The following is a 22486-nucleotide window of genomic DNA, read 5'->3' on the forward strand; positions in this document are numbered from 1 at the left end:
CTCTTCCCCCTTACGCCTTTTCGACCTTCACCAGGAACGACTTGAATTCCGGTGTATAGGAGTTGCCGTCGCCCACGGACGGAGTCAGGGTGTTGGCGAGATAGCCGGGCTTCGTCAGGCCCTTGAAGCCCCAGTGCAACGGGACGCCGACCGTCTGGACCTTCTTGCCGTCGACCGTCAGCGGCTTGATCCGCTTCGTGACGAGGGCGACCGCGATGATGTAGCCGCGCTTGGACGACACCTTCACGCGCTCGCCATGCGCGACGCCGACTTCCTTCGCGAGGTCTTCGCCGATCTCGACGAATTGCTCGGGCTGGATGATCGAGTTCAGCCGCGCATGCTTGGTCCAGTAGTGGAAATGCTCGGTCAGCCGGTACGTGGTCGCCACGTGCGGGAAGTCCGCCACCTTGCCGAACGACGCACGGTCGTCCGGGAACACGCGGGCAGCCGGGTTGTTCAGCGCCAGCGGGTTGTTCGGGTGCAGCGGGTTCGCCGCGAGCGGCGTCTCGAACGGCTCGTAGTGCTCGGGGAACGGGCCTTCGTTCATTCCCGCGCGGGCGAAGAAGCGCGCGACGCCTTCCGGGTTCATGATGAACGGACCCATCCCGTTTTCGGGTGGTTCGTCCGCCTTGAAGTCCGGCACGTCGGCGCCCTTCCACGCGCTGCCGTTCCAGCCGATCAGCTTGCGGGTCGGGTCGAACGGCTTGCCGGCGACGTCGCACGACGCACGGTTGTACAGGATCCGCCGGTTCGCGGGCCACGCCCACGCCCAGTTCAGCGTCTGGCCGATGCCGGTCGGGTCCGAGTTGTCGCGCCGCCCCATCTGGTTGCCGGCCTGCGTCCACGCGCCGCAGAAGATCCAGCAGCCGCTCGCGGTCGTGCCGTCGTCCTTCAGTTGCGCGAACGCGGCGAGCTGCTCGCCCTTCTTCACGAGCGTCTTGGCCGGGTCCTTCGGATCGGGTAGATCGGCGAGCGCCTTCCCGTTGAACTCCATCGCCAGTTCTTCGGGCGTCGGGCTTTCCGGGTTCGCGTACGGCCAGGTCAGGTTCACGATCGGGTCCGGGTACTTGCCGCCGTCCTTCTGGTACAGCTTGCGCATGCGCAGGAACAGCCCCGACATGATCTCGAGGTCGCTCCTCGCTTCGCCCGGCGGCTCCGCGCCCTTCCAGTGCCACTGCAGCACGCGGCTCGAACTGACGAGCGAACCGTTTTCCTCCGCGAAGCAGGTGGTCGGCAAGCGGAACACCTCGGTCTGGATCTTCGACGCATCGACGTCGTTGTAGTCGCCGTGATGCTTCCAGAACTCGGACGTCTCGGTCGCGAGCGGATCCATGATCACGAGCCACTTCAGCTTCGCGAGGCCCGCCGCCGTCTTCACCTTCGACGGCGCCGCCGCGAGCGGATTGAAGCCCTGGCAGATGTAGCCGTTCATCTTGCCGGCATTCATCAGCTCGATCGCCTGCAGCAGGTCGTACTGCTTGTCCAGCTTCGGCAGGTAGTCGTACGCCCAGTTGTTCTCGGCGGTGGCCGCGTCGCCCCACCACGATTTCATGAAGCTGACGTGGAATGCCTTGTAGTTCTTCCAGTAGCTGAGCTGGTTCGGCCGCAGCGGTTGCTGCACGCGCTTCTTGATGTACGCGTCGAAGTCCTGCTCGGCCTGCATCGGCAGCGTCATGTAGCCCGGCAGCAGGTTCGACATCAGCCCGAGATCGGTCAACCCCTGGATGTTCGAGTGACCGCGCAGCGCGTTCATCCCGCCGCCGGCGATGCCGATGTTGCCGAGCAGCAGCTGCACCATCGCGCCGGTGCGGATGATCTGCGCGCCGATCGAGTGGTGCGTCCAGCCGAGCGCGTACAGCACCGTGCCGGCGCGGCCGGGAACGGCCGTGGTCGCGAGCATCTCGCACACCTTCAGGAATTTGTCCTTCGGCGTGCCGCAGACCTGCTGGACCATCTCCGCCGTATAGCGCGCGTAGTGCTGCTTCAGCAGGTTGTAGACGCAGCGCGAATGCTGCAGCGTCGGGTCGACCTTGACGAAACCGTCGTCGCCGCGCTCGTAGTCCCAGCTCGATTTGTCCGGGTACGCGTGTTTCTCCGCGTTGTAACCGGAATAGATGCCGTCGTTGAACGCGAAATCCTCGCGCACGATGAACGAGAAGTCCGTGTAGTTCTTCACGTACTCATGCTGGATCTTGTCGTTCGTCAGCAGATAATTGATGACGCCGCCCAGGAAGACGATGTCGGTGCCGGTACGGATCGGCGCGTAGTAATCGGCCACCGAGGCCGTACGCGTGAAGCGCGGGTCGACGACGATCAGCCGCGCCTTGCGGTGCGCCTTCGCCTCCGTTACCCACTTGAAACCGCACGGATGGGCCTCGGCTGCATTGCCGCCCATCACGAGAATCACGTCCGCGTTCTTGATGTCGACCCAATGGTTCGTCATCGCTCCACGGCCAAACGTCGGGGCAAGACCTGCCACCGTCGGGCCATGTCAGACACGCGCCTGATTGTCGAATGCGAGCATCCCGAGACTGCGGATGGTCTTGTGCGTCAGGTAGCCGACCTCGTTGCTGCCCGCCGACGCGGCCAGCATGCCGGTCGTGAGCCAGCGGTTGACCTTCGCGCCGTCTTCGGCCGTCTCGACGAAGTTCGCGTCGCGGTCGGCCTTCATCAGCTTCGCGATGCGGTCGAGCGCGTCGTTCCACGAGATGGGTTCCCACTTGTCCGAGCCGGGCGCACGATACTCGGGGTGCGTCAGGCGGTTCGGGCTGTGGATGAAGTCGATCAGGCTCGCGCCCTTCGGGCACAGCGTGCCGCGATTGACCGGGTGGTCGGGATCGCCTTCGATATGGATGATGCTCGGCTGCGCGTTCTTCGCGCCGTCTCCGAGGCTGTACATCAGGATGCCGCAACCTACTGAACAGTAAGGACAGGTGTTGCGCGTTTCGACGGTGCGCGCCAGTTTGTACTGTCGGACTTCGGCCAGCGCTTCGGACGGAGAAAAGCCCATCAGGGCAAGACTCGATCCGGCAAGCGACGTGGCGGTCACCTTCAGGAACTGGCGCCGGGACATTTGTAGCATGGCGGTCTCGGCGTTATTGTGGGGTGGGGTACGACTGAAAGGAATTATAGACAGTTCAGGCAACTCTGATCGAATCCTCGGATCAATACCGATTTGTCCGACCAACCCGCGATGATCCGCGTTCCGCGCGCAACCGAACCGTCATGAAACGACAGATCACTTCCGAAGCAACCCGTCTCGCCCAGCAGCAGGCCAACTGGGCCCTCACCGCGTTCAAGCGCTTCTCGTCCGACCGCTGCTCCGCGATGGCCGCGGGCATCGCGTTTTTCTCCGCGTTCTCGCTCGCGCCGACCCTCGTGATGGTGATCGCGGTGGCCGGCTGGTTCTACGGCGACGACGCCGCGCGCGGCCAGGTGTTCGAACAGGCGCACCAGCTGATCGGGGACGACGCGGCGGCCAGCATCCAGACGATCGTGCAGAACGCGCACCGCGCGGGCCAACGCGGCGGCCTCGCCACGCTGATCTCGTTCGCCGCGCTCGCGATCGGCGCGTCGGCCACGTTCGCGTCGCTCAGCGCGGCGCTCAGCGTGATCTGGCCGGCCACCGAAAGCCGCTGGTCGAGCATGCTCGGCCTCGTGCGCGTGCGGCTGATCTCGTTCGGGCTCGTGCTGGGCGTCGCATTCCTGCTGATCGTGTCGCTCGTGCTCGACACCGCGATCACCTTCGTCGGCACATGGCTGCTCGGCGATTCGCCGTACGTGGTCGTCACGAACCTCATCCAGTTCTTCGTCGGCATCGCGGTGCTTGCGGCCGCGTTCGCGTCGCTGATGAAATTCCTGCCCGATGCACGCGTCGCATGGCGCGACGCCGCGATCGGCGGCATCGTGTCCGCGATCCTGTTCTCCGGCGGCAAGAAGCTGTTCGCGCTGTATCTCGCGCATGCGGGCACCGCGAGTGCGTTCGGCGCGGCCGGATCGTTCGCGGTCCTGCTGATGTGGCTGTACTTCTCCGCGATCGTGCTGCTGCTCGGCGCGGAATTCGCGGCGGCCCGCGGCGACGCGCATCGGCCGGCCGAGCATCCGGCGCCGGCCGCGTCTGCTCAGGCGGTTCAACCCGGTCACGCCGACGATCGCCCGCGCGACGACTGATTCACCCGCCCTCTGCAAGCGGCCGCGCATCGGTCTCGCGCGCGCCCGGCACACGCCTCCCCCTTTACAACCCCGTCGTCCCGCCGCGCATGCGCGCGGCGTCGACGCATGCGTTACACGCCGACATGCACACACCTGCAACGGCAAACGTTTGCACACCCTCGTTTCGTTGCTGCAACGGGCTAAAACAACGGATCTGCGGCCATGAGCATCAACTATTGAAACAATCGCGGCGCAGCAATTGTCAACTGTTTCATAAACAGGAACAGTTGCTGATGTGCTTGATCTATATGGACTTTTTCCCGCTGTTACCTTTTCGAGACACTTTATTTTTTGAGCTTTCTTGCGTGTATGGCACTGAGCTATTCTCCAATCCGCAACAAATAACGATGAATCACTTGCGTGGAGAAACTCAACGATGAAGAAACTTGCTCTCTCGACCCTCTCGCTCGCCCTGCTGGGCGCCGCTGGTGCTGCTCAGGCTCAGTCGAGCGTGACGCTGTACGGCGTGATCGATACGTCGATCACGTACGTTCACGGTAACGCCGGTCAAGGTAACAATTCGTGGTCGATGGGTAGCGGCAACCTGCAAGGCAGCCGCTTCGGCCTGAAGGGTTCCGAAGACCTCGGTGGCGGCCTGAAGGCGATCTTCCAGTTGGAAAACGGCTTCAACTCGGCATCGGGTGCACTGGGCCAGGGTGGCCGCATGTTCGGCCGTCAAGCATTCGTCGGCCTGCAAAGCGACCAGTACGGTACGCTGACGCTGGGTCGCCAGTACGACCCGCTCGTCGACCTGGTTCAGGCAGTCACGGCTGACAACTACTTCGGCAGCGTGTTCGCCACGCCGGGTGACGTCGACAACAACGACAACAGCCTGCGCGTCAGCAACGCGATCAAGTACACGTCGCCGGTGTTCGCCGGCCTCCAGTTCGAAGGCATGTACGCTCTCGGCGGCGTCGCCGGCTCGACCGGCAAGGGTCAGACGTGGGCGGCAGCGGCAGCCTACAACAACGGCCCGCTGGGCGTGGCTGCAGGTTACTTCCACGCAAACAACGCGGCCGCGCTCACGAACGGCAAGCGCGGCGGCTGGGCCGGTACGTCCGACGCAATCTTCGACGGCGACTCGGGCACGACCTTCATCAACAACGCGTTCACGTCGTCGACGTCGATCGGCATCGCGCAAGTGGCAGCCCAGTACGCATTCGGCCCGGTGACGGTCGGTGCCGGCTACAGCAACGCGCAGTACAAGGCGGACGGCGCGTCGACGTTCGGTACGAACCAGAAGTACAACACGGGCCGCGGCTTCGTCACGTACCAGGCATCGGCACCGCTGCTGCTCGGCCTCGGCTACATCTACACGAAGGGTAGCGGCGACAACAACGCCAAGTACCATCAGGTTTCGCTCGGCGCGGACTACTCGCTGTCGAAGCGCACCGACGTGTACCTGGTTGGCGCATACCAGCACGCAAGCGGCCACAACGCCGACGGCACCGATGCGCAAGCGTCGATCGGCTCGTACGGCATCGCCGGCAAGAGCTCGCAGGAAATCGTCGCTCTCGGCCTGCGTCACAAGTTCTAAAAACGAAGTATCCGGTGTGCATGGCGTCTCCGACGCCTTGCCGCCGACCTGGAAAGCCAGCCCCGGTTTCGGCCGCGGCTGGCTTTTTTTCGTCCGCCTCCGGCAGGTAGAGCCAACCTCGCCTGCAGCGCCTCCGCGGCGAAGCCGGGACCGACACAGGTCGGCGCGCCGGGAGCGGCGCCTGGCGGCTGCAATGCACCCGCAACCCCGTTTCCGATGGCCGGAGAGGTCGCCGTTTCTCCGTTGAGCGCCTATCATCCGCACAGCCGGCGCTGCCCGGTGCGACCGACGCAGGATTTGTTTGCGCCATGTGTCGATTTCGGCGGGCGTCGTCCGTCGTATCGATGGCGGCGTACGGTTTGCCCCGCACCCATACAGACAGGAGACTCGTCATGACGATTCAGAAGATCACGCCTTTTCTCTGGTATTCGACGGAAGCCGAAGAAGCCGCGGCCTTCTATGCCGGCATCTTTCCGGACTCGCGCATCGTGCGCGTCACGGCGGTGCCTGGCACCGACGGCACGCGGATGGTCGAATTCGAGCTCTTCGGGCAGCCATTTTTTGCGATGAGCCACCCGCGCACGGAGACGTTCAATCACGCGATATCGCTGCTCGTCAGCTGCGCGGACCAGGCGGAACTCGACCGCTACTGGAGCGCCCTGCTCGACAACGGCGGCACGGCCGACGGCTGCGGCTGGCTGAGGGATCGCTACGGCGTGTCATGGCAGATCGTTCCGGAAGCGCTCATCCCGATGATGGCCGACCGCGACACGGTCAAGGCGGGACGCGTGGCCGCCGCGATGATGCAGATGACGAAGTTCGACGACGCCGCGCTGAAGGCCGCGTTTGCGGGCACCGCGAGCTGACGACAGGCGTCCGGCTGCGCATGCGTGATGCCGCGCCGGATCGCCGTCTGCACGCACCCGGCTCGACGGGTTGCGCATGCAGCCGGCTCGAACGGGTTCGCCATCCGCGGCGGGCGGCCCGTATGCCGTTAACGTGGCTCGTCGGCGGCCGCTGCTACGCCGACAGCATCGACTCGATCGCGCGCCGCGCGTAGCCGATGAATTCGGCCAGCGGCTCGCCGGCCACGATCGCCGCGCCCGCTTCGCCATCGAGACAGGCAGCACGCGCAACCGCTACGACCGGCCGGTGCGCGTCCGGCAAGCGCGCCAGCACGCACGTCGCGGCGACGCCCTTCGGCGCGATCCTGCCGGTCGCGGTGCTGTACCCGATGCGTGAGAGCGCGAGCACGATGTTGCATTCGTCGCCGCGCCAGTCCGGTTCGGCCTTCCACTGCGCAACGGTCGCGAGCAGCGCGGCGACGAAGTCGCGTGCGGGCGCCGGCTCGAACAGCACGTCGGCGGGCGGACCGATCAGCGCGACACTGTGCTGTCGCGCCTTCGTCAACAGGATGGTCAGATCGTGACGACCAGCGGCGGCTCGACGATGCCGGCCTCCAGATCGCCGCGCAGCCATTCGCCGAACTGCAACTCGCGTCGCGCCGGATGACGCCACGGCACCAGGTCGTCCGGGGAACCCTTGCCTCCGGCTAACACGTCCCCTTGCCGGGTGTGTAGGGGACTTTCACCCCGCAGCGAGTGCGCCCTGCCGGGCGCACCAATAAAAATCCCCGCACGCTTTCGCGTACGGGGATTTCGGGACATCGCAACGGCTGCCGACATGCATTCGGCAGTCGTTGCGCGGCATTACGCTGCCGCGTCCTTCAGCTTCTTCAGCGCACGTGCCTTCACGCGCACGCTGGCCGGCTTCGCCGGGAACCAACGCTCTTCGCCCGTGAACGGATCCTTGCCGAAGCGCTTCTTCTTCGCCGGCACGACTTGTGCCGTGATCTTCAGCAGGCCCGGCAGCGTGAACTCGCCTGCGCCCTTCTTGTGAACCGAGCCCAGCACGACGTTCTCGAGTGCGACGAGCACTGCCTTGACCGCCTTCACTTCGACAGCTGCGCGCTCAGCGATGTGCGTTGCGAGCGATGCCTTCGTGAACTTGTCCTTCAGCGGCGTCGGAGCAGCCGGTGCTGCCTTTGCGACAGCCTTCTTGGCCACTACTTTCTTCGCGGGCGCAGCCTTTTTGGCAGCCACTTTCTTGGTCGCCGGTGCGGCAGCCTTCTTGGCCACCTTTTTTGCGGAAGTCGCCATGTTTCTCCTACCAGGTGTGGTCGTTGGATACACGAAGCGTGCAACGCGCGCGCTTCAACGCCGGATTCTACAAGCGCCTTGACGCTTCGTGCAGTACTTTTATGCGTTTTCACGGGGTTTCCCGCAGGTTTTGTTGCGCGCGACCGACTTCATCGACGCTCGAACGTGAAAAAACGCCTTCACGTATACGTCCGAACGCGAATTACGTTCGATATTTGCGCACCTATACTGGGCGTGCTCAATGCCCGGATGCCTCCATGCGCGAAGTCAGATACGTCAAAGGACTCGACGGCCTGCGAGCCCTCGCCGTCATCCTCGTTTTCCTGTCCCACAAGGGCCATGTCCTTGCCGTCGACGTCGGCAAGCTTGGCGTGTGGACGTTTTTCCTCATCAGCGGATTCCTGATCGTCGGCGAGTTGCATCGCAACCGCCAGGCGGTCGAGCGCGGCGCCATGACGCGTCGCCACGCGCTCGCGCTGTTCCTCGCGAAGCGCGCGCTGCGGATCTTCCCCGTCTACTACCTGCTGCTCGCCGCGCTCGCGATCGCGCACGCGCTGTTCTATCAGCGCGGCGTCAACCTCGGGCTCGCATGGCACGCGGTGTTCCTGTCGAATTACTGGATCGGCGTCGTCAAGGACGGCTGGCCGGGCTCCACGTCGCACTTCTGGAGCCTCGCCGTTGAACAGCAGTTCTATCTGATCGCCCCGCTCGTGCTGCTCGCGGTGCCCGCCGCGCGACACGTCGCGCTCGGCATCGCGGCCGTCGCGCTGTGCGCGCTCGCGCATCTCGCGCTCTACCTGTCCGACGCGTCGCCGGTGCTGATCTACGCGTTTTCCCCGTGGAATTTCGCGTTGATCGCGCTCGGCGGCGTCGGCGCGATGGCGCTCGCCGATCGCGGCGCGGCCGCCGAGCGCCGCGTGCCGCCCGGCTGGCTCGGTGCGGCCGGCGTCGCCTTCTTCCTCGTGCTGCCTGCCTGCACCGCATTGCCCGATGCAGTCGCGGGGCTCGCGGATCTCGGCCTGTCGGTGTCGCTCGGCGCGCTGATGCTGTGGATCGTCAGCGCGCCCGAGCATCCCGCCGTCGCGCTGCTCGACTGGGCGCCGCTCGCGTATCTCGGCACGATCAGCTACGGCTTCTACCTGTTCCACAACCTGATTCCGGCGCGCTTCGGCGCGCTGCCCGCGTCGTTCGCGCACGTGCCGATGCCGGAAATCGTCCGCGACGCGCTGCCGGAAATGCTGCAATTCACGCTCGCCGTGCTGCTCGCGCACCTGTCCTGGCGTTATCTCGAAAAGCGGCTGCTCGACTTCAAGAAGCCGATCGCCGCGATGCTGGCCCGGCACTTCGCCGCGCAGCCGAGCGCGTCGCCGCGCTGAGCGGTGCGCGGCGCGAACCGGATCGGAACGCGTCGATACCGGTGATGCCCCCGGCGGCCGGCGGCATGGCAGCCGATGCCACGTCATCGCGCGACACCCGAGCGCGCGTCGTGCAACCCGCGCAACCCATCCACCGATCCGGTCACGCGACGAATGCTTCGGCACCGGTGTCACGCGCGACGTCCCGCCTCATCGGCATACTTTCCCCGTCGCGCGGCGCCGCCCTCCGCACATTCGAAGTGCGACATCCGGACGTCGCGCACCACGTCCGGACGCCCGCCAACAACAAAAAAGCCCCGGCGCGCGAGCGGCCGGGGCCAACGGAACAACCACCACCTGAAACGACGGAGCGCGCGGCCGCTTAAGCGACGGCAGCCAGCGCGGGCAAGCAGGTACGCAGGTACGCCTCGAATTCGCGGCTCACTTCCGGATGCTGGAGCGCGAGCTCGACGGTTGCCTTCAGATAACCGATCTTGCTGCCGCAGTCGAAACGCGTGCCGTAGTAGCGATACGCGAGCACCTGTTCGTTCGCGAGCAGCGACTGGACGGCGTCGGTGAGCTGCAGTTCGCCGCCCGCGCCCGGCTTGAGCTTGCGCAGATGATCGAAGATCGTCGGCATGAACACGTAGCGGCCGACCACGCCGAGGTTCGACGGCGCATCCTCGGGCGCCGGCTTCTCGATGATGCCCGACAGCTTGATGATGTCCTCTTCCCACTCCCGGCCTTCGACGACGCCATACGAGCGGCTATCTTCGCGCGGGATCGTCTCGACGCCGATCACCGAGCTGTGATAGTGGTCGAACACGTCGACGAGCTGCTTGAGCACGGGCTGTTCGCCGTGCAGCAGGTCGTCGGCGAGGATCACCGCGAACGGCTCGCCGTGCACGAGCTTCTCCGCGCACAGCACCGCATGGCCGAGGCCGAGCGCTTCCGGCTGGCGCACGTAGAAGCAGTTGACGTGGCTCGGCTTGATGCCGCGCACGAGCTCCAGCAGCTTTTCCTTGCCGCGCGCCTCGAGCTCGGCCTCGATCTCGTACGACTTGTCGAAATGATCCTCGATCGCGCGCTTGCTGCGCCCGGTGACGAAGATCATTTCGGTGATACCGGCGTTGATCGCCTCCTCGACCGCGTACTGGATCAGCGGCTTGTCGACGACGGGCAACATTTCCTTCGGGCTCGCCTTCGTTGCCGGGAGGAACCGCGTGCCGAGACCGGCAACGGGGAACACGGCCTTGGTGACTTTCAACATGTTCGCATCCTGATAGCGTTGACTGCGCCGCGTCGACCTGCGACCCGGCGCGATTGTGTTCCGAACGGCATATCGAGAATCGACGGCACTGCCAATTCCGCTCCGCTCATTTTCGATATGAACTGATTGCCCAATTATTCCGGAAAAAATATAATCGCTTCAACCCGGTCGATATTTCCGAACCGATTGCTGGAGCAGAAACAAATTACCGATTTTCCGGATACAAATTCTTACGATTCGAATTCCTCGATATAGGGCACGCCGCCCCGCTCGAGGCCCGGGCGGATCGGTTCGTTCTTCAGCGCCTCGCGGTACGCCGACAGCACGGCCATGACCAGCAGTACTGCAGCGCTCGCGATCCAATGCATGTCCATCTTGCCGCTCCTTGCATCAATCAACTGGAGCTTCAAACTATCAGAAAAAAATCGGCAAATAATTCGCACCCGTCGCGGAACCGCTTTCGGGCCGCGATAAATCCATGATGTGGAATACCGATATTTGCAGGCGAGATTTTTTTGTTCATTGACCGAATTCTTGCGCATTACGATTGGATGAAACTTCCCGTCCATCCGTCGCAAGGAATCGAATCGCATGCAAGCTTTCAGCGGATCGTCTCTGGCCGCGCCGCCCGTCGCCGACCACAAGGAACACGTGATCGACGCGATGCGCGGCTTCGCGGCGCTGCTCGTCGCCTATTTCCACTGCCGCCAGGTCGTCTGGGTCGGCATGCAGAGCTTCCATCAGGCTTACGGTCACGCACTGAGCCCGGGCGCGATCGCCGGCTACCTGACCTTCCCGTTCGCGTGGGGCTCGGCCGGCGTCCCGATCTTCTTCGTGATCAGCGGCTACTGCATCCACCGCAACGCGGCGCTCAAGCTCGCGGCCAATCCCGCGTACCGGCTCGACGCGCCGAACTTCTGGGTGCGCCGCTTCGCGCGCATCTACCCGGTGCTGCTCGCCGCACTGCTGTTCACGCTCGCGCTCGATGCGGTCAGTCTGCAGATCGAGCCCGTCAGCCACAAGATCCGCGACGTCGGCCTCGTCGCGTTCCTCGTGAACCTGTTCTCGCTGCAGGGCGTCGCCGGCCACACGTACGGGTCGAACGGCGCGTTGTGGACACTGTCGCTCGAAGTGCAGTTCTACGCGATCTACCCGCTGCTGTTCGCGCTGCGCCGGCGCATCGGCATGCCGGCCGTCGTGGCCGCGGTCGCGCTCGTCAACGTCGCGTCGGCGTGGCTGCTCGAACGGCACGACCTGCAGTTCTTCACGTCGTACTGGCTGTCCTGGACGATCGGCGCATGGATCGCCGACGTGCGCGCGCAGCAGTCGCGCGGCACGGCCGTCGTGCCGTCGCGCGCGTGGTACGTCGCGGCCGCCGTGCTGCTGGCCGCCGGCTGCGGCGCGTTCCATTTCGGCCAGTACGGCGCGTTCCAGCTGTGGTCGGCCGGCTTCGCATGCTTCCTGTACCGCGCGCTCGCCCGGCCGCCGCGCGCGACGCCGCCGCTGCGCGTGCTGAGCTGGTTCGGCGACTTCAGCTACTCGCTGTATCTCGTCCATCTGCCGCTGTTCGTGTGCCTCGGCTCGGTGCTGTTCCACTCCGAACTGCAACTGTCGATCTGGCCGTCGTTCGCGTTCATGGCCGTCGCGGTTCCGGTCGCGTACCTGTTCTACCGGATGTTCGAACGGCCGGCGATGATGTGGTCGGCCAGCTTCAAGCCGACCCGCTCGGCCCGCGTCGTCGCGTCGACGCCCGAACAGGCCGCCTGACGCGGGCCGGACGGCTCGATCAGCCGTCCGGTCCCGGAGCCCCCGCGCGGCGCGTCGCTGCGCGGGGGCTTTTTCATGGCCGGCACGCGGTTGCAGGCCGGGTCGACAACGAGTGGGGCAGCCTGCCGCCCTCCGACGGCGCCACGGCCCGCACGGGCCCCTTCCGCGCGGTTGCCGAAGCACGAGTGCGACGGTGTCGGCTGCTCGCTTCACGTTCCTGACGGCCCGATCCTGTTCCAGATGACGCTCGGCCACGCTCGCGCCCGACCCGGACCCGGGGCGCAAACCAGCCCGTCCGTCCCAACCAGACGCGTCGCCCGCTGAAAAGCGAAGCCCCCGCGCAGCGCAACGCCGCATGGGGGCCCGTTTTCCGCCATTTCCCGCCAGCTCCCGCCGGCCGCTACTTCTTCGCGCTCGCCGCCTTGGCGGCCTTGGCCGTATCCGCGAGAATCTTCTCGACCCGCTCCACGTAGGTTTCAGTCCCGAACCGGCGCACCGCGGTCGCGCGACCGCTCGCGACGAGCCGCTCGCGCAACGCGCGGTCGCGCTTGAGCGTCGCCAGCGCATCGGCCAGCGCGGCCGCGTCGCCCGGCTCGCAGAGCAGTCCGTTGTCGCCGTCCTCGATGATCTCGACGACGCCGCCCGCGCGCGCCGCGACGACCGGCCGGCGCGCGAGCATCCCCTCGACGATCACGCGCCCGAACGGCTCCGGCGTGATCGACGTGTGCGCAACGACGTCGACCGCAGTCATGCAGGCGGCCACGTCGCGCTGGAACCCGAGGAAATGCACGCGCTCGTCCATTGCGTGCTGCGCGACGTATTCGTGCAGTTGCGCCGCATAGTCGTCCTCGCCGAACAGCGGCGCGCCGACCAGCACCACGTGCATGTCGGGATGCCGCGCGGCGGCCTCCAGCAGCACGTGCTGCCCCTTCCAGCGCGCGAGACGGCTGAACGAGCCGACCAGCCATGCGTCCGCGGGCAACCCGAGGCGCGCGCGCAGCGCGGCCTGGCTCACGCCGTCGAGCGCATCGAACGGTTCGGCCGAAATCCCGTTGAACACGACGTCGACGTGCTGCGGCGTAAAGCCGGTCAGCGCGCGGAACGCCTGCGCGGATGCGTCGGAGTTCGCGATCACGCGCGTGACGCCGAACCGCGCGCAGTACTTGATCGCCTGCAACTGCTTGCCGCCGAAATGGTCGGTGCTGACGATGTCGCGCAAATGCCAGACGACCGGCTTGCGCGCCAGCCGCCCGGCAAGCGCGGCAACCACCATCGCGCGCTGCGTGTTCGCGTAGATCACCTCGGCGCGGCGCGCGCGCCGGGCGACGTCGCGCACCAGCCGCACGAGCTGCTTCACCGCGCCGAACGACACGCCGCCCTGCTTGCGCACGCCCGCGAGCGCGCCCTGCTCGACCACGTCGACGCGCGCGCCGATCTCGTCGAGCGCCGCGCGAAACGGGCCGTCGTCGAACAGCAGCACGTCGGCGTTCGCGCGCATGTGCTTCATGATCTCGAGCAGCGACAGCTCGGCGCCGCCGAGCACGCCGCTCTGGTCGAGCACGAGCGTCGCCGGGCCGCGCGCGACCGGCAGCGGGGCCGCCGTGCCGCGCTGCGCGGTCGAGCCGGGCAGCGCTTGCTCCACGTAGTCGAGGAAGCGCCGCCGGAACGTGTCGGCGGAAAACCGCTCCGCGTTCGCGCGGCACGCGTCAGGCGTGAAGCGCTGCGGCGCGCGCTCGAAATCGTCGACGGCCGCGACGATCGCGTGCGGCGTCTGTTCGTCGAAGAAAAGGCCGGTCGGGTTCAGGTTCGACTGCGGGTCGAGCACGGTCTCGAGCGCGCCGCCCTTGCCGTACGCGATGACCGGCGTGCCGCACGCCTGCGCCTCGACGACCGAGATCCCGAAGTCCTCCTCGGCCGCGAACACGAACGCCTTCGCGCGTCGCATCCGGTCGTGCAGCACCGCGAACGGCTGGTAGCCCATGATCTCGACGTTCGGGCCGGCCTTCGCGCGAATCTTCTGCATCTCGGGGCCGTCGCCGATCACGACGAGCTTGCGCTCGGGCGTGCGCGAAAACGCTTCGACGATCAGGTCGATCTTCTTGTACGGCACCATCCGCGACGCGGTCAGGTAGAAATCCTCCTTCGCCGCGTTGAGCGAGAACGCGTCGACGTCGACCGGCGGAAAGATTACCGCCGCGTCGCGGTGGTAAACCTTCTTGATGCGTCGTGCGATGAACGCGGAGTTCGCGACGAAGCCGTCCACCGCGTTCGCGGTGCGCGTGTCCCAGTTGCGGATGTAATGGAGAATCATCCGCGCGAGCAGCGATTTCGGCCCGTGCGTGAGATTCGACTGTTCCAGATACTGGTGCTGCAGGTCCCACGCATAGCGGATCGGCGAATGCACGTAGCTGATGTGCACCTGGTCCGGGCCGGTCAGCACGCCCTTCGCGACCGCGTGGCTGCTCGAGATCACGAGGTCGTACTCGGACACGTCGAGCTGCTCGATCGCGAGCGGCATCAGCGGCAGGTAGCTGCGGTACTTGGTGCGGGCGAACGGCAGCTTCTGGATGAACGACGTCGTCACCGGCTTGCCGCGCACGAACGCGCGATCGTCGAGGAAATCGACGAGGCTGAACAGGTCCGCGTCGGGAAAGCACGCGACGATCTGTTCGAGCACGCGCTCCGCGCCCGCGTAGGTGACGAGCCAGTCGTGGACGATCGCCACGCGCAGCGCACGCGCCGGCTGTCGCGCGCCGGCGCGCTCGGCTGGGTGCAGCGCGGCGGCGTCGCCGGCGTGGACCACGACGGCATCGGCCGTGGTGAGATTCAGGACGGCGTGTTCCGCCAGATCGCGATTCATGCAGTTCTCCTCGCATTGAGACGGACAAACAGGTCGCGCACGAGTGCGCGCAATCCCGGCGTCATCGTGAGCGACCACGCGACGTTCAGCACCAGCACGACCGCGCACATGCCGATCGACTGGACCAGCCCCGGCCATGCCTGCGCCAGGAACAGACTCGCCAGCAGAAACGCGAGGTGCGCGAGCATGTCGAGTACGATCGCGCGCATCCGGATCGCCGACAGGTACAGCAGCACGCCGTAGTCGACGAGCGCGCGCGCCGCGACGACCACCGCCGCGCCGATCAGCCCGAAGTGATGAATGCCGAACCACAGGCCGCCGACGAAGAACGGCATCTCGACGAGCCCGGCGAATGCCGCGCGGGCCGGGTTGACCTGCGACTGGATCAGAATGCGCGTGACGCTCGCCTGGCCGACGAGCCACACGCTGATCACCAGCACGCGCCCGACCGGCGCCGAATGCGCGGCGAGATCGGCGCCGACCCACAGCGTGAGGAACGGTGCGAGCGCGAAGATCGCGACGATGCCGACCGGCGTGAATACGCCGTTCAGGAATTCGAGCGACTGGCGCGCGAGCGTATCCGCGTGATCGCGGCCGACCGCCGACAGGCGCGGGAACAGCGTGCGCACCAGCGCGTTCGGCAGCATGTTCAGCCGCGTGACGAGGTTTTGCGGCACCGTGTAGTACGTGACGAACTTCGCGCCCATGCCGGCGCCGAGCATCACGCGGTCGAGCGTGTCGGCGATCATGCTCGTCGTGCTCGCGATCAGCATCCAGCCGCCGAAGTTGAACAGCCCCTTCGCGGTGCCCCACTGCGGCGGATCGATGCGGCGGATCCCGAGCACCTTGATGCTGGCCTGACCGAGCATCACCGCCGCGATCAGCCGCGCGACGACCGCCGCGGCGAGCACCGTCTGCAGGTTCGGCGCGATCCACCACGCGGCGCCGAGCGGCAGCAGCTGGAACAGGAACGTGCCGATCGTCTGGTTCGTGTTGAACACGCCAAACCGTTCGGCGCCGTTGATCGCGCCGGCGAACACCCACGACACGTTCGCGAGCGGAATCGCGAGCGCAAGCCACGGCAGCGCCAGATACACCTCGTGCTGCATCGCCGCCGACACCTTCGTGAAATACGCGGTGTAGACGAACGCGCCGAAATAGATCAGCAGGCCGCCGACGATGCCGGTGCCGAGATTCAGCCAGAACGCGCTCCAGAACACGCGCGCGCTTTCGTCGGCGTTGCCGCTCGCGCGCGCCTTCGAGATGTGGTTCTGCGCGGCCATGCTCATCCCGAGATCGAGGATCCCGAAATAGCCGATCAGCGTCCACACGAGGCTGACGACGCCGTAGCGTTCGACGCCCAGCGCGTGGATATACGCGGGCACCGTCACCAGCGACACGAAGGTCGGCAGGATCAGCCCGATGAAGTTGATCGAAACGTTCTTGAGTATGCCTTTGTCCATGCTTTAGCCCAGGGGCCCGTTACGGTTTCCAGCGGTACATGAGCACCTTGCCGCGCGCGTCTTCCTCGACGAACACCAGGTACTCGCCGTTCTCGCGCCGGAACGCGCTGATGCCGAACGGCACGTCGACCCAGCCCGACGCCTTGCCGACCTCGGCGCCCGGGCTCATCACGCCGACTTCCTTGCCGGTTTCCTTGTCGTACACGTGGATCTTGCCGACCGGCTCCACGGTGAAGATGTAGCGGCCTTCGACCGTGATCCCGATCAGGTCGAGGATCGGCTTCGCGTCGAGCTGCCACGGCAGCGCGACCTGGTAGCGCACCACTGGCGAGCCGCTCGACCATTTGTCGAAGCGCACCAGCACGCGGCCGACTTCCTTGTTGATGCCGGGCTGCGGCGGCGCGTCGGCCGTATAGCCCGTCACGTACAGCGTGTCCGTCTGCGGCTCGTAGATCGCGCGGCGCAGCTGCGTGAACGGCTGCGGCATCGGGTAGGTCGTGACCTTGTCGTACGAATAGATCGGGTTGCCGGCCTTGTCGATGCCGCCATAGCCGAAACGATGAATCCCTCGCACGTCGCTCGTGCGCCAGATGTCGCCCTTCGTGTCGACCCACCAGCCCCAACCGCCCGCCTTTGCCTTGCCTGTCGTGTTGATCTCGGACTCGTCGGCATCGATCCGACCGTTGCCGTTCGCGTCGCGCCACAGCCAGTCGCCGCCCGGCGGCTTGTTCGGCACCTTGTCGACCGGCCGCGCGCGGCCCGCGATCAGGCCCGACGGAATCGCGACCTCGCCGTCGCGCTTCGCGTCGAAACGGTAGATCTTCAGGTGATCGGCGTACATGTCGGTCAGGTACAGGAACGTGCGCCCGTCGACGCGCCGCGCGATCGGCATGCCCGGATACTGGTCGGTGTGGAACACCGGGTCGTCCGGATACTTGAAGCGGTTCGACAGGAAGCCGACGTATTTCCAGTCCTGGCCCGGCGGCTTCGACAGGTCGAGCTCGAAGCGCTTGTTGCCCGTGTACACGCTGTTCGGCCGCGCGGGGTCGAGCCACGCGCCGTCGACGAACAGCAGCCCCTGCACCTGCCAGCGCAGCTTGCCGTCCGGCGTGTAGCTTTCCAGCACCGCGCCGAGCCCCGCGCCGATCGTGTCGTGGCGCGGCCCGATCCCGTTCATCGACACATAGATGTTGCCCGCGCGGTCGACGCCGACGCCCGTCAGCCCGTTGAAACGCTGCGGCCCCGGCCGGCCCGGCACCGGGCCCGCGAAGATGCCGCCGCGCTCGCCGAGCGTGCCCGACGGCGCATAGCCCTTGCCGCCTTTCGAGAAGATCAGGATCTGCTGGCGCGGCCCGTTGTCCGCGACGAGCACGCGCCCTTTCGCGTCGACCGCCACGTCCACCGCGTCGGTGCCCTCCGGCAGCACCGGCGCGTCGTCGAGCTTGCGGCCGTCGGGCCGCACGTGCACGAGATGCGCGGGGCCGCCCAGCGTATCGGTCAGCAGCCACAGCGTGCCGTCGCCCGCCAGCGCGATGCGGCCCGGCTCGTGCGCGTTCCACGTGCCCTTCTGCTGCATCGTCTCCGCGTCGTACACGTCCACCACGTTGCGCGACGGATTGGTCGCGAACAGCGTCTTGTCGTCGGCCGCGAGGCCGCCCACTTCCGCCTTCGCCTCACCCACTTCCGAGCGCGCGGGCGCCGGCACCTCGTTCATCATCATGAAGCTCGCGGCCATCCGTGCGCGGCCGGTATCGGCGCGCCCGCCCGGCGCGACCTGCGGCGCCGCGCGAAACGGCGCGGGCTGCTTCATGTCGCCGATCGTGCGCCGCGAGATGCCGAACCATTGCTTGCCCTTGTCCGGCCAGATGCCGGGCGACTGCAGGTGGCCGCGCTCGTTGCCGACGCCGATCGCGACATACGCGTACTTGCCGTTCACCGCGATCGCGCTGCCGCCGAGGTTACCCCAGCCGTGCGTGCCGCCCGCGAAGCCGAGCATCTTCCCGTCCTGGTAGACGCTCGCCTCGGCGCCGCTCTCGTCCCACGGCGCATTCGTATACACCTTGCCCTCCGGCGTCACCGCGATCGCGCGAATGTCGATCTGCGTCCACGTGCCGTCGCCATAGCCGAACGTGTTGCCGATCCACGACGTCGTCGCGGGCAACACCGTTTCGGCCGGCACGGCGCTCGTCAGCAGTGCCGCGCATACCGTCATGCCAACCAGAATCAGACGTCGCAATGCACTTCTCCAGACTCGATGTCGATGCAACAGCGACCGGCGCCGCCTCGGATCGCCCGCGGCGGCGCGCTGTCGCTAAATGGGTTTCAAACGTCGCGATGCAGGTTACAAGCAAAAATAATCACAAGAAATTTGGAAATATTTGGGGATGTTTCCGCGTGAAATATCGAACCGGAACAGCGAGTAAATGACCGCGGAAAACGGCAATAACGACCGCCCCTCCCGCGCCATCACGTAGAAAATTCCGCCCCAGGCCGCCTGTCATGCCTGTCCGGGAGCAAACCTTTCGCCTCGCGATCGTAATAATCGGCATTTGCCTGTTTGTCGTCAGATAAATGGCACGCGTTTTTTTACCGATTTCTTTTCCCTAGAATCGATTTCGATTCCATATTTCATTTAAAGGCATGCAATACGTACACGCATCGGATGCGGGTCGTGAAGGAGCCGCGCGATGACGGCCCTGTCGCGCCCCGCCGACCTCGCCCCGCAACATGGCCGCATCGTGCAGCTCGACGGGTTGCGCGCGATCGCGGTGGGCGCCGTATTCCTGCAACACGCGCTGAAGGCGCCGCTGTGGATGGGCGTCGATCTGTTCTTCGTGCTGAGCGGCCTGTTGATCACCGGCATCCTGCTCGATCGCAAGGCGCGCGGACAGTCGTACTTCAGCCACTTCTACGCGCGCCGCGTACGCCGCATCCTGCCGCCGTACGTGCTGTTGCTGGTGGTGTCGACGCTGCTGTTCGGCGCGAGCTGGCTGCCGCACTGGCCGTGGTTCGCGTTCTTCTCGACCAATATCGGGCTGTCGCTCGGCAGCATCGGCCATGACAGCCTGAACGTGCTGTGGTCGCTCGCGGTCGAGGAGCAGTTCTACATCTTCTGGCCGTTCGTCGTGCTGTGGTGCTCGGAGCGCGCGCTGCTGTGGGTCGCCGCCGCGCTGATCGTCGCGGCGCCGGTGCTGCGCGCGATCGCGACGCCGTGGTTCGATTCGTTCTGGCCGATCTACTACCTGACGCCGTTCCGGATGGACCTGCTCGCGGCCGGCGCGTTGCTCGCGATCGTCCTGCGCCGCGACCGGCGGGCGCTGGAGCCGTTCTATCCGCTCGCGATCGTCGGCGCGCTCGTGTCGCTCGCGATCCTCGGCTGGCTGCACCTGTCGTTCCCGCGCTTTCGCGCCGCGAACACGCCGCTGTCGAATGCGGCGCTCTACAGCATCTCGCTGCTGCTGTGCACGTCGATCGTCGTGATCGCGCTGCGCGGCCGCGGGCTCGTGCAGCGCGTGCTGACGAACCCGATGCTCGTCTACGTCGGCACCGTCAGCTACACCGTCTACCTGATTCACCTGAGCGTGCTGTACGCGCTGTGGCCGCTGCACCTGAACCGCTTCGTCACGGCCGCGCTCGCGCTCGCGATCACGCTCGCGTACGCGACCCTGAGCTGGTACGGCTTCGAACGACGCCTGACGCGCGGGCCTGCGCGCCGCGCGGTGCCGACCGCCGCCGGCACGACCGCCTGACTTTCATCATCCATCGCTTCTACCAGGACAACGCCATGAGCCAAACGCGTAAGAAGGCCATCATCACCGGAATTTCGGGGCAAGACGGTGCGTACCTGACCAAACTGCTGCTCGACAAGGGCTACGAGGTCACCGGCACCTACCGCCGCACCAGCTCGGTGAATTTCTGGCGCATCGCCGAGCTGGGTGTCGACACGCACCCGAACCTGACGCTCGTCGAACACGACCTGACCGACGCGGGCTCGAGCCTGCGCCTGCTCGAACGCACGCAGCCGGACGAGCTGTACAACCTGGCCGCGCAAAGCTTCGTCGGCGTGTCGTTCGACCAGCCGGCGACGACCGCCGAAGTAACCGGCATCGGCCCGCTGAACCTGCTCGAGGCAATTCGCGTCGTGAGCCCGAAGACGCGCTTCTACCAGGCGTCGACGTCCGAGATGTTCGGCAAGGTGCAGGCGATCCCGCAAACGGAAACCACCGCGTTCTATCCGCGCAGCCCGTACGGCGTCGCGAAGCTGTACGCGCACTGGATGACCGTGAACTACCGCGAATCGTATGGCCTGTTCGGCAGCAGCGGCATCCTGTTCAACCACGAATCGCCGCTGCGCGGCCGCGAATTCGTCACGCGCAAGATCACCGACACGATCGCGAAGATCAAGCTCGGCAAGGCGACCAAGCTCGAGCTCGGCAATCTCGACGCGAAGCGCGACTGGGGCTTCGCGCTCGAATACGTCGAAGGCATGTGGCGCATGCTGCAGGCCGACGAACCCGACACCTACGTGCTGGCGACCAACCGCACCGAAACCGTGCGCGACTTCGTGCGGATGGCGTTCGCGGCGGCCGGCTACCAGCTCGAATGGACCGGCAAGGGCGAGCAGGAACGCGGCCTCGACGCATCGACCGGCAACGTGCTCGTCGAAGTGAACCCGAAGTTCTATCGCCCGGCCGAAGTCGACCTGCTGATCGGCTGCGCGGACAAGGCGAAAAGCAAACTGGGCTGGACACCCAAGACGACGCTCGAACAACTTTGCCAGATGATGGTCGAAGCGGATTTGACGCGGAACCAACACCATGACACGTTCTGAAACCGGGCGTCCGTCGCGCCGTGCGTTCGTCACGGGCCTGACGGGCTTCACCGGTCGCTACATGGCCGAACGCCTGCAGGCGGCCGGCTATGACGTCTGGGGCACGGTCGCGCCCGGCACGCCGCCCCCCGCCGATCCGGCGTTCGCACACTGCACGCTGCTGCCCGTCGACCTGCTCGACGCGGATGCCATGCGCGCGGCCGCGGCCGACGCACGACCCGACGCGGTCGTGCATCTCGCCGCGCGTGCGCATGTCGCCGACGACGAGCCGTCGTCCACCTACGCGGTCAACATCGTCGGCACGCGCAACGTGCTGGCGGCGCTGGCCGGCCTCGACCGCCGTCCGTCGGCAGTGCTGCTGGCCAGCAGCGCGAACATCTACGGCAACTCGACGGCCGGCGTGCTCGACGAAACCGTCGCGCCCGCGCCGGCGAACGACTACGCGGTCAGCAAGCTCGCGATGGAATATGCGGCGAAGCTATGGTCCGACCGGCTGCCGATCGTGATCGCGCGGCCGTTCAACTACACGGGTGTCGGCCAGAGCGATGCGTATCTGCTGCCGAAGCTCGTCGCGCACTATGCGAGCAACGCGCCGCGGATCTCGCTCGGCAACCTCGACGTGAGCCGCGATTTTTCCGACGTGCGCGACGTGACGGCCGCCTATCTGAAGCTGGTCGAAGCCGTGCCGGCCGGCGAGACGTTCAACGTCTGCTCGGAGCGCGCGTATTCGCTGAAGGAAGTGCTGGCGATGCTGTCGCGGATCGCCGGCTACGTGATCGACGTGACGATCGATCCGCGCTTCGTGCGGCACAACGAAGTGAAAAGCCTGAGCGGGTCGCGCGACAAGCTGCGCCGCGCGGTGGGCGAATTACCGGTCACGCCGCTCGACGAAACGCTGCGCTGGATGGTGGACGCGATGCGTGCCGCACCGTCCGCGCACGCCGCCGGCTGAACGACGGCACAACAGGCGCGCGACGGCATGCGCCGAAACGACAACGGGCCGCTCTCTCGAGCGGCCCGTTTCATTGATGC

Annotated in this window: 17 protein-coding genes; 8 read left to right on the forward strand and 9 right to left on the reverse strand. The window is 66.2% G+C overall.

Annotation, left to right across the window (positions count from 1 at the left end; all coding sequences use genetic code 11):
• Nucleotides 1–10: 10 nt before the first annotated feature.
• Complete coding sequence (fdnG, locus tag A9Z05_RS12980; RefSeq protein WP_084044227.1) at nucleotides 11–3082, reverse strand: formate dehydrogenase-N subunit alpha; 3072 nt, start codon at nucleotides 3080–3082, stop codon at nucleotides 11–13.
• A gap of 143 nt (nucleotides 3083–3225) precedes the next feature.
• Between fdnG and A9Z05_RS12990 the strand changes: the two genes are divergently transcribed.
• From A9Z05_RS12990 to A9Z05_RS13000, 3 genes are all read left to right on the forward strand, one after another.
• On the forward strand, nucleotides 3226–4170 hold the full coding sequence (locus A9Z05_RS12990) for a YihY/virulence factor BrkB family protein (RefSeq protein ID WP_050011257.1): 945 nt from the start codon (nucleotides 3226–3228) through the stop codon (nucleotides 4168–4170).
• A 418-nt stretch (nucleotides 4171–4588) separates the two neighbouring features.
• A complete protein-coding gene (locus A9Z05_RS12995; RefSeq protein ID WP_069618441.1) occupies nucleotides 4589–5749 on the forward strand; it encodes a porin in 1161 nt (386 codons plus the stop codon).
• A gap of 392 nt (nucleotides 5750–6141) precedes the next feature.
• Nucleotides 6142–6615, forward strand: coding sequence for a VOC family protein (locus A9Z05_RS13000; protein WP_060212508.1), 474 nt, complete (start codon nucleotides 6142–6144; stop codon nucleotides 6613–6615).
• Between the two features lie 154 nt (nucleotides 6616–6769).
• Here the strand turns inward: A9Z05_RS13000 and A9Z05_RS13005 are convergent, their stop codons facing one another.
• The 3 genes from A9Z05_RS13005 to A9Z05_RS13010 form a co-directional block, all read right to left on the reverse strand.
• Nucleotides 6770–7159 carry an aminoglycoside adenylyltransferase domain-containing protein gene (locus tag A9Z05_RS13005; protein WP_249190508.1) on the reverse strand — a complete coding sequence of 130 codons (390 nt, stop codon included), beginning with the start codon at nucleotides 7157–7159 and terminating at the stop codon, nucleotides 6770–6772.
• Between the two features lie 8 nt (nucleotides 7160–7167).
• A complete protein-coding gene (locus tag A9Z05_RS37760; protein WP_256121982.1) occupies nucleotides 7168–7308 on the reverse strand; it encodes a hypothetical protein in 141 nt (46 codons plus the stop codon).
• A 150-nt stretch (nucleotides 7309–7458) separates the two neighbouring features.
• Nucleotides 7459–7908 (reverse strand): HU family DNA-binding protein, encoded by a 450-nt coding sequence (locus A9Z05_RS13010; RefSeq protein WP_011548077.1) that lies wholly within the window; start codon nucleotides 7906–7908, stop codon nucleotides 7459–7461.
• Nucleotides 7909–8165: 257 nt separating this feature from the next.
• Here A9Z05_RS13010 and A9Z05_RS13015 point away from each other — a divergent pair, with 257 nt between their 5' ends.
• Nucleotides 8166–9284, forward strand: a complete 1119-nt coding sequence (locus tag A9Z05_RS13015) for an acyltransferase (protein WP_069618442.1) — start codon at nucleotides 8166–8168, stop codon at nucleotides 9282–9284.
• Between the two features lie 361 nt (nucleotides 9285–9645).
• Here A9Z05_RS13015 and galU read toward each other — a convergent pair whose 3' ends face one another.
• Nucleotides 9646–10533 (reverse strand): UTP--glucose-1-phosphate uridylyltransferase GalU, encoded by an 888-nt coding sequence (gene galU / locus A9Z05_RS13020; protein ID WP_011548079.1) that lies wholly within the window; start codon nucleotides 10531–10533, stop codon nucleotides 9646–9648.
• A 230-nt stretch (nucleotides 10534–10763) separates the two neighbouring features.
• Nucleotides 10764–11126, reverse strand: a complete 363-nt coding sequence (locus A9Z05_RS36135; RefSeq protein ID WP_141723408.1) for a hypothetical protein — start codon at nucleotides 11124–11126, stop codon at nucleotides 10764–10766.
• Between A9Z05_RS36135 and A9Z05_RS13025 the strand changes: the two genes are divergently transcribed.
• Nucleotides 11125–12300 (forward strand): acyltransferase, encoded by a 1176-nt coding sequence (locus A9Z05_RS13025; protein ID WP_069618443.1) that lies wholly within the window; start codon nucleotides 11125–11127, stop codon nucleotides 12298–12300. The genes A9Z05_RS36135 and A9Z05_RS13025 overlap by 2 nt on opposite strands.
• Before the next feature lie 400 nt (nucleotides 12301–12700).
• On the opposite strand, the gene A9Z05_RS13030 is transcribed toward A9Z05_RS13025, so the two are convergent.
• The 3 genes from A9Z05_RS13030 to A9Z05_RS13040 are packed head-to-tail and all read right to left on the reverse strand — an operon-like array spanning nucleotide 12701 to nucleotide 18835.
• Nucleotides 12701–15160 (reverse strand): glycosyltransferase family 4 protein, encoded by a 2460-nt coding sequence (locus A9Z05_RS13030; protein WP_069618444.1) that lies wholly within the window; start codon nucleotides 15158–15160, stop codon nucleotides 12701–12703.
• On the reverse strand, nucleotides 15157–16623 hold the full coding sequence (locus A9Z05_RS13035; protein WP_069618445.1) for a flippase: 1467 nt from the start codon (nucleotides 16621–16623) through the stop codon (nucleotides 15157–15159). Before A9Z05_RS13035 ends, A9Z05_RS13030 begins: the two co-directional genes overlap by 4 nt.
• Nucleotides 16624–16642: 19 nt before the next feature.
• Nucleotides 16643–18835, reverse strand: coding sequence for a hypothetical protein (locus A9Z05_RS13040; protein WP_069618446.1), 2193 nt, complete (start codon nucleotides 18833–18835; stop codon nucleotides 16643–16645).
• Between the two features lie 475 nt (nucleotides 18836–19310).
• On the opposite strand from A9Z05_RS13040, the gene A9Z05_RS13045 reads away from it, so the two are divergent.
• Genes A9Z05_RS13045 through A9Z05_RS13055 form a run of 3 tightly spaced genes read left to right on the forward strand, consistent with a single transcriptional unit; the run spans nucleotide 19311 to nucleotide 22406 of the window.
• Nucleotides 19311–20372: an acyltransferase gene (locus tag A9Z05_RS13045; RefSeq protein ID WP_069618447.1), complete on the forward strand. Its 1062-nt coding sequence runs from the start codon at nucleotides 19311–19313 to the stop codon at nucleotides 20370–20372.
• Nucleotides 20373–20407: 35 nt separating this feature from the next.
• On the forward strand, nucleotides 20408–21454 hold the full coding sequence (gene gmd / locus A9Z05_RS13050) for a GDP-mannose 4,6-dehydratase (protein WP_069618448.1): 1047 nt from the start codon (nucleotides 20408–20410) through the stop codon (nucleotides 21452–21454).
• The gene (locus A9Z05_RS13055) at nucleotides 21441–22406 is read left to right on the forward strand and encodes an NAD-dependent epimerase/dehydratase family protein (RefSeq protein ID WP_069618449.1); all 966 of its coding nucleotides are present in this window, start codon (nucleotides 21441–21443) and stop codon (nucleotides 22404–22406) included. The genes gmd and A9Z05_RS13055 overlap by 14 nt, the downstream gene beginning before the upstream one ends.
• Nucleotides 22407–22486: the final 80 nt, after the last annotated feature.

The sequence above is a fragment of the Burkholderia sp. A2 genome, from assembly GCF_001729305.1.
Lineage (GTDB): Bacteria > Pseudomonadota > Gammaproteobacteria > Burkholderiales > Burkholderiaceae > Burkholderia > Burkholderia sola.

Excerpts from the sequence above, each read along its gene's own strand:
- A9Z05_RS12990 (WP_050011257.1), top strand. The coding sequence starts at position 3,226 with ATGAAACGACAGATCACTTCCGAAGCAACCCGTCTCGCCCAGCAGCAG.
- A9Z05_RS12995 (WP_069618441.1), top strand. The coding sequence starts at position 4,589 with ATGAAGAAACTTGCTCTCTCGACCCTCTCGCTCGCCCTGCTGGGCGCC.
- A9Z05_RS13000 (WP_060212508.1), top strand. The coding sequence starts at position 6,142 with ATGACGATTCAGAAGATCACGCCTTTTCTCTGGTATTCGACGGAAGCC.
- A9Z05_RS13010 (WP_011548077.1), bottom strand. The coding sequence starts at position 7,908 with ATGGCGACTTCCGCAAAAAAGGTGGCCAAGAAGGCTGCCGCACCGGCG.
- A9Z05_RS13015 (WP_069618442.1), top strand. The coding sequence starts at position 8,166 with ATGCGCGAAGTCAGATACGTCAAAGGACTCGACGGCCTGCGAGCCCTC.
- galU (WP_011548079.1), bottom strand. The coding sequence starts at position 10,533 with ATGTTGAAAGTCACCAAGGCCGTGTTCCCCGTTGCCGGTCTCGGCACG.
- A9Z05_RS13025 (WP_069618443.1), top strand. The coding sequence starts at position 11,125 with ATGCAAGCTTTCAGCGGATCGTCTCTGGCCGCGCCGCCCGTCGCCGAC.
- A9Z05_RS36135 (WP_141723408.1), bottom strand. The coding sequence starts at position 11,126 with ATGCGATTCGATTCCTTGCGACGGATGGACGGGAAGTTTCATCCAATC.
- A9Z05_RS13030 (WP_069618444.1), bottom strand. The coding sequence starts at position 15,160 with ATGAATCGCGATCTGGCGGAACACGCCGTCCTGAATCTCACCACGGCC.
- A9Z05_RS13035 (WP_069618445.1), bottom strand. The coding sequence starts at position 16,623 with ATGGACAAAGGCATACTCAAGAACGTTTCGATCAACTTCATCGGGCTG.
- A9Z05_RS13040 (WP_069618446.1), bottom strand. The coding sequence starts at position 18,835 with ATGACGGTATGCGCGGCACTGCTGACGAGCGCCGTGCCGGCCGAAACG.
- A9Z05_RS13045 (WP_069618447.1), top strand. The coding sequence starts at position 19,311 with ATGACGGCCCTGTCGCGCCCCGCCGACCTCGCCCCGCAACATGGCCGC.
- gmd (WP_069618448.1), top strand. The coding sequence starts at position 20,408 with ATGAGCCAAACGCGTAAGAAGGCCATCATCACCGGAATTTCGGGGCAA.
- A9Z05_RS13055 (WP_069618449.1), top strand. The coding sequence starts at position 21,441 with ATGACACGTTCTGAAACCGGGCGTCCGTCGCGCCGTGCGTTCGTCACG.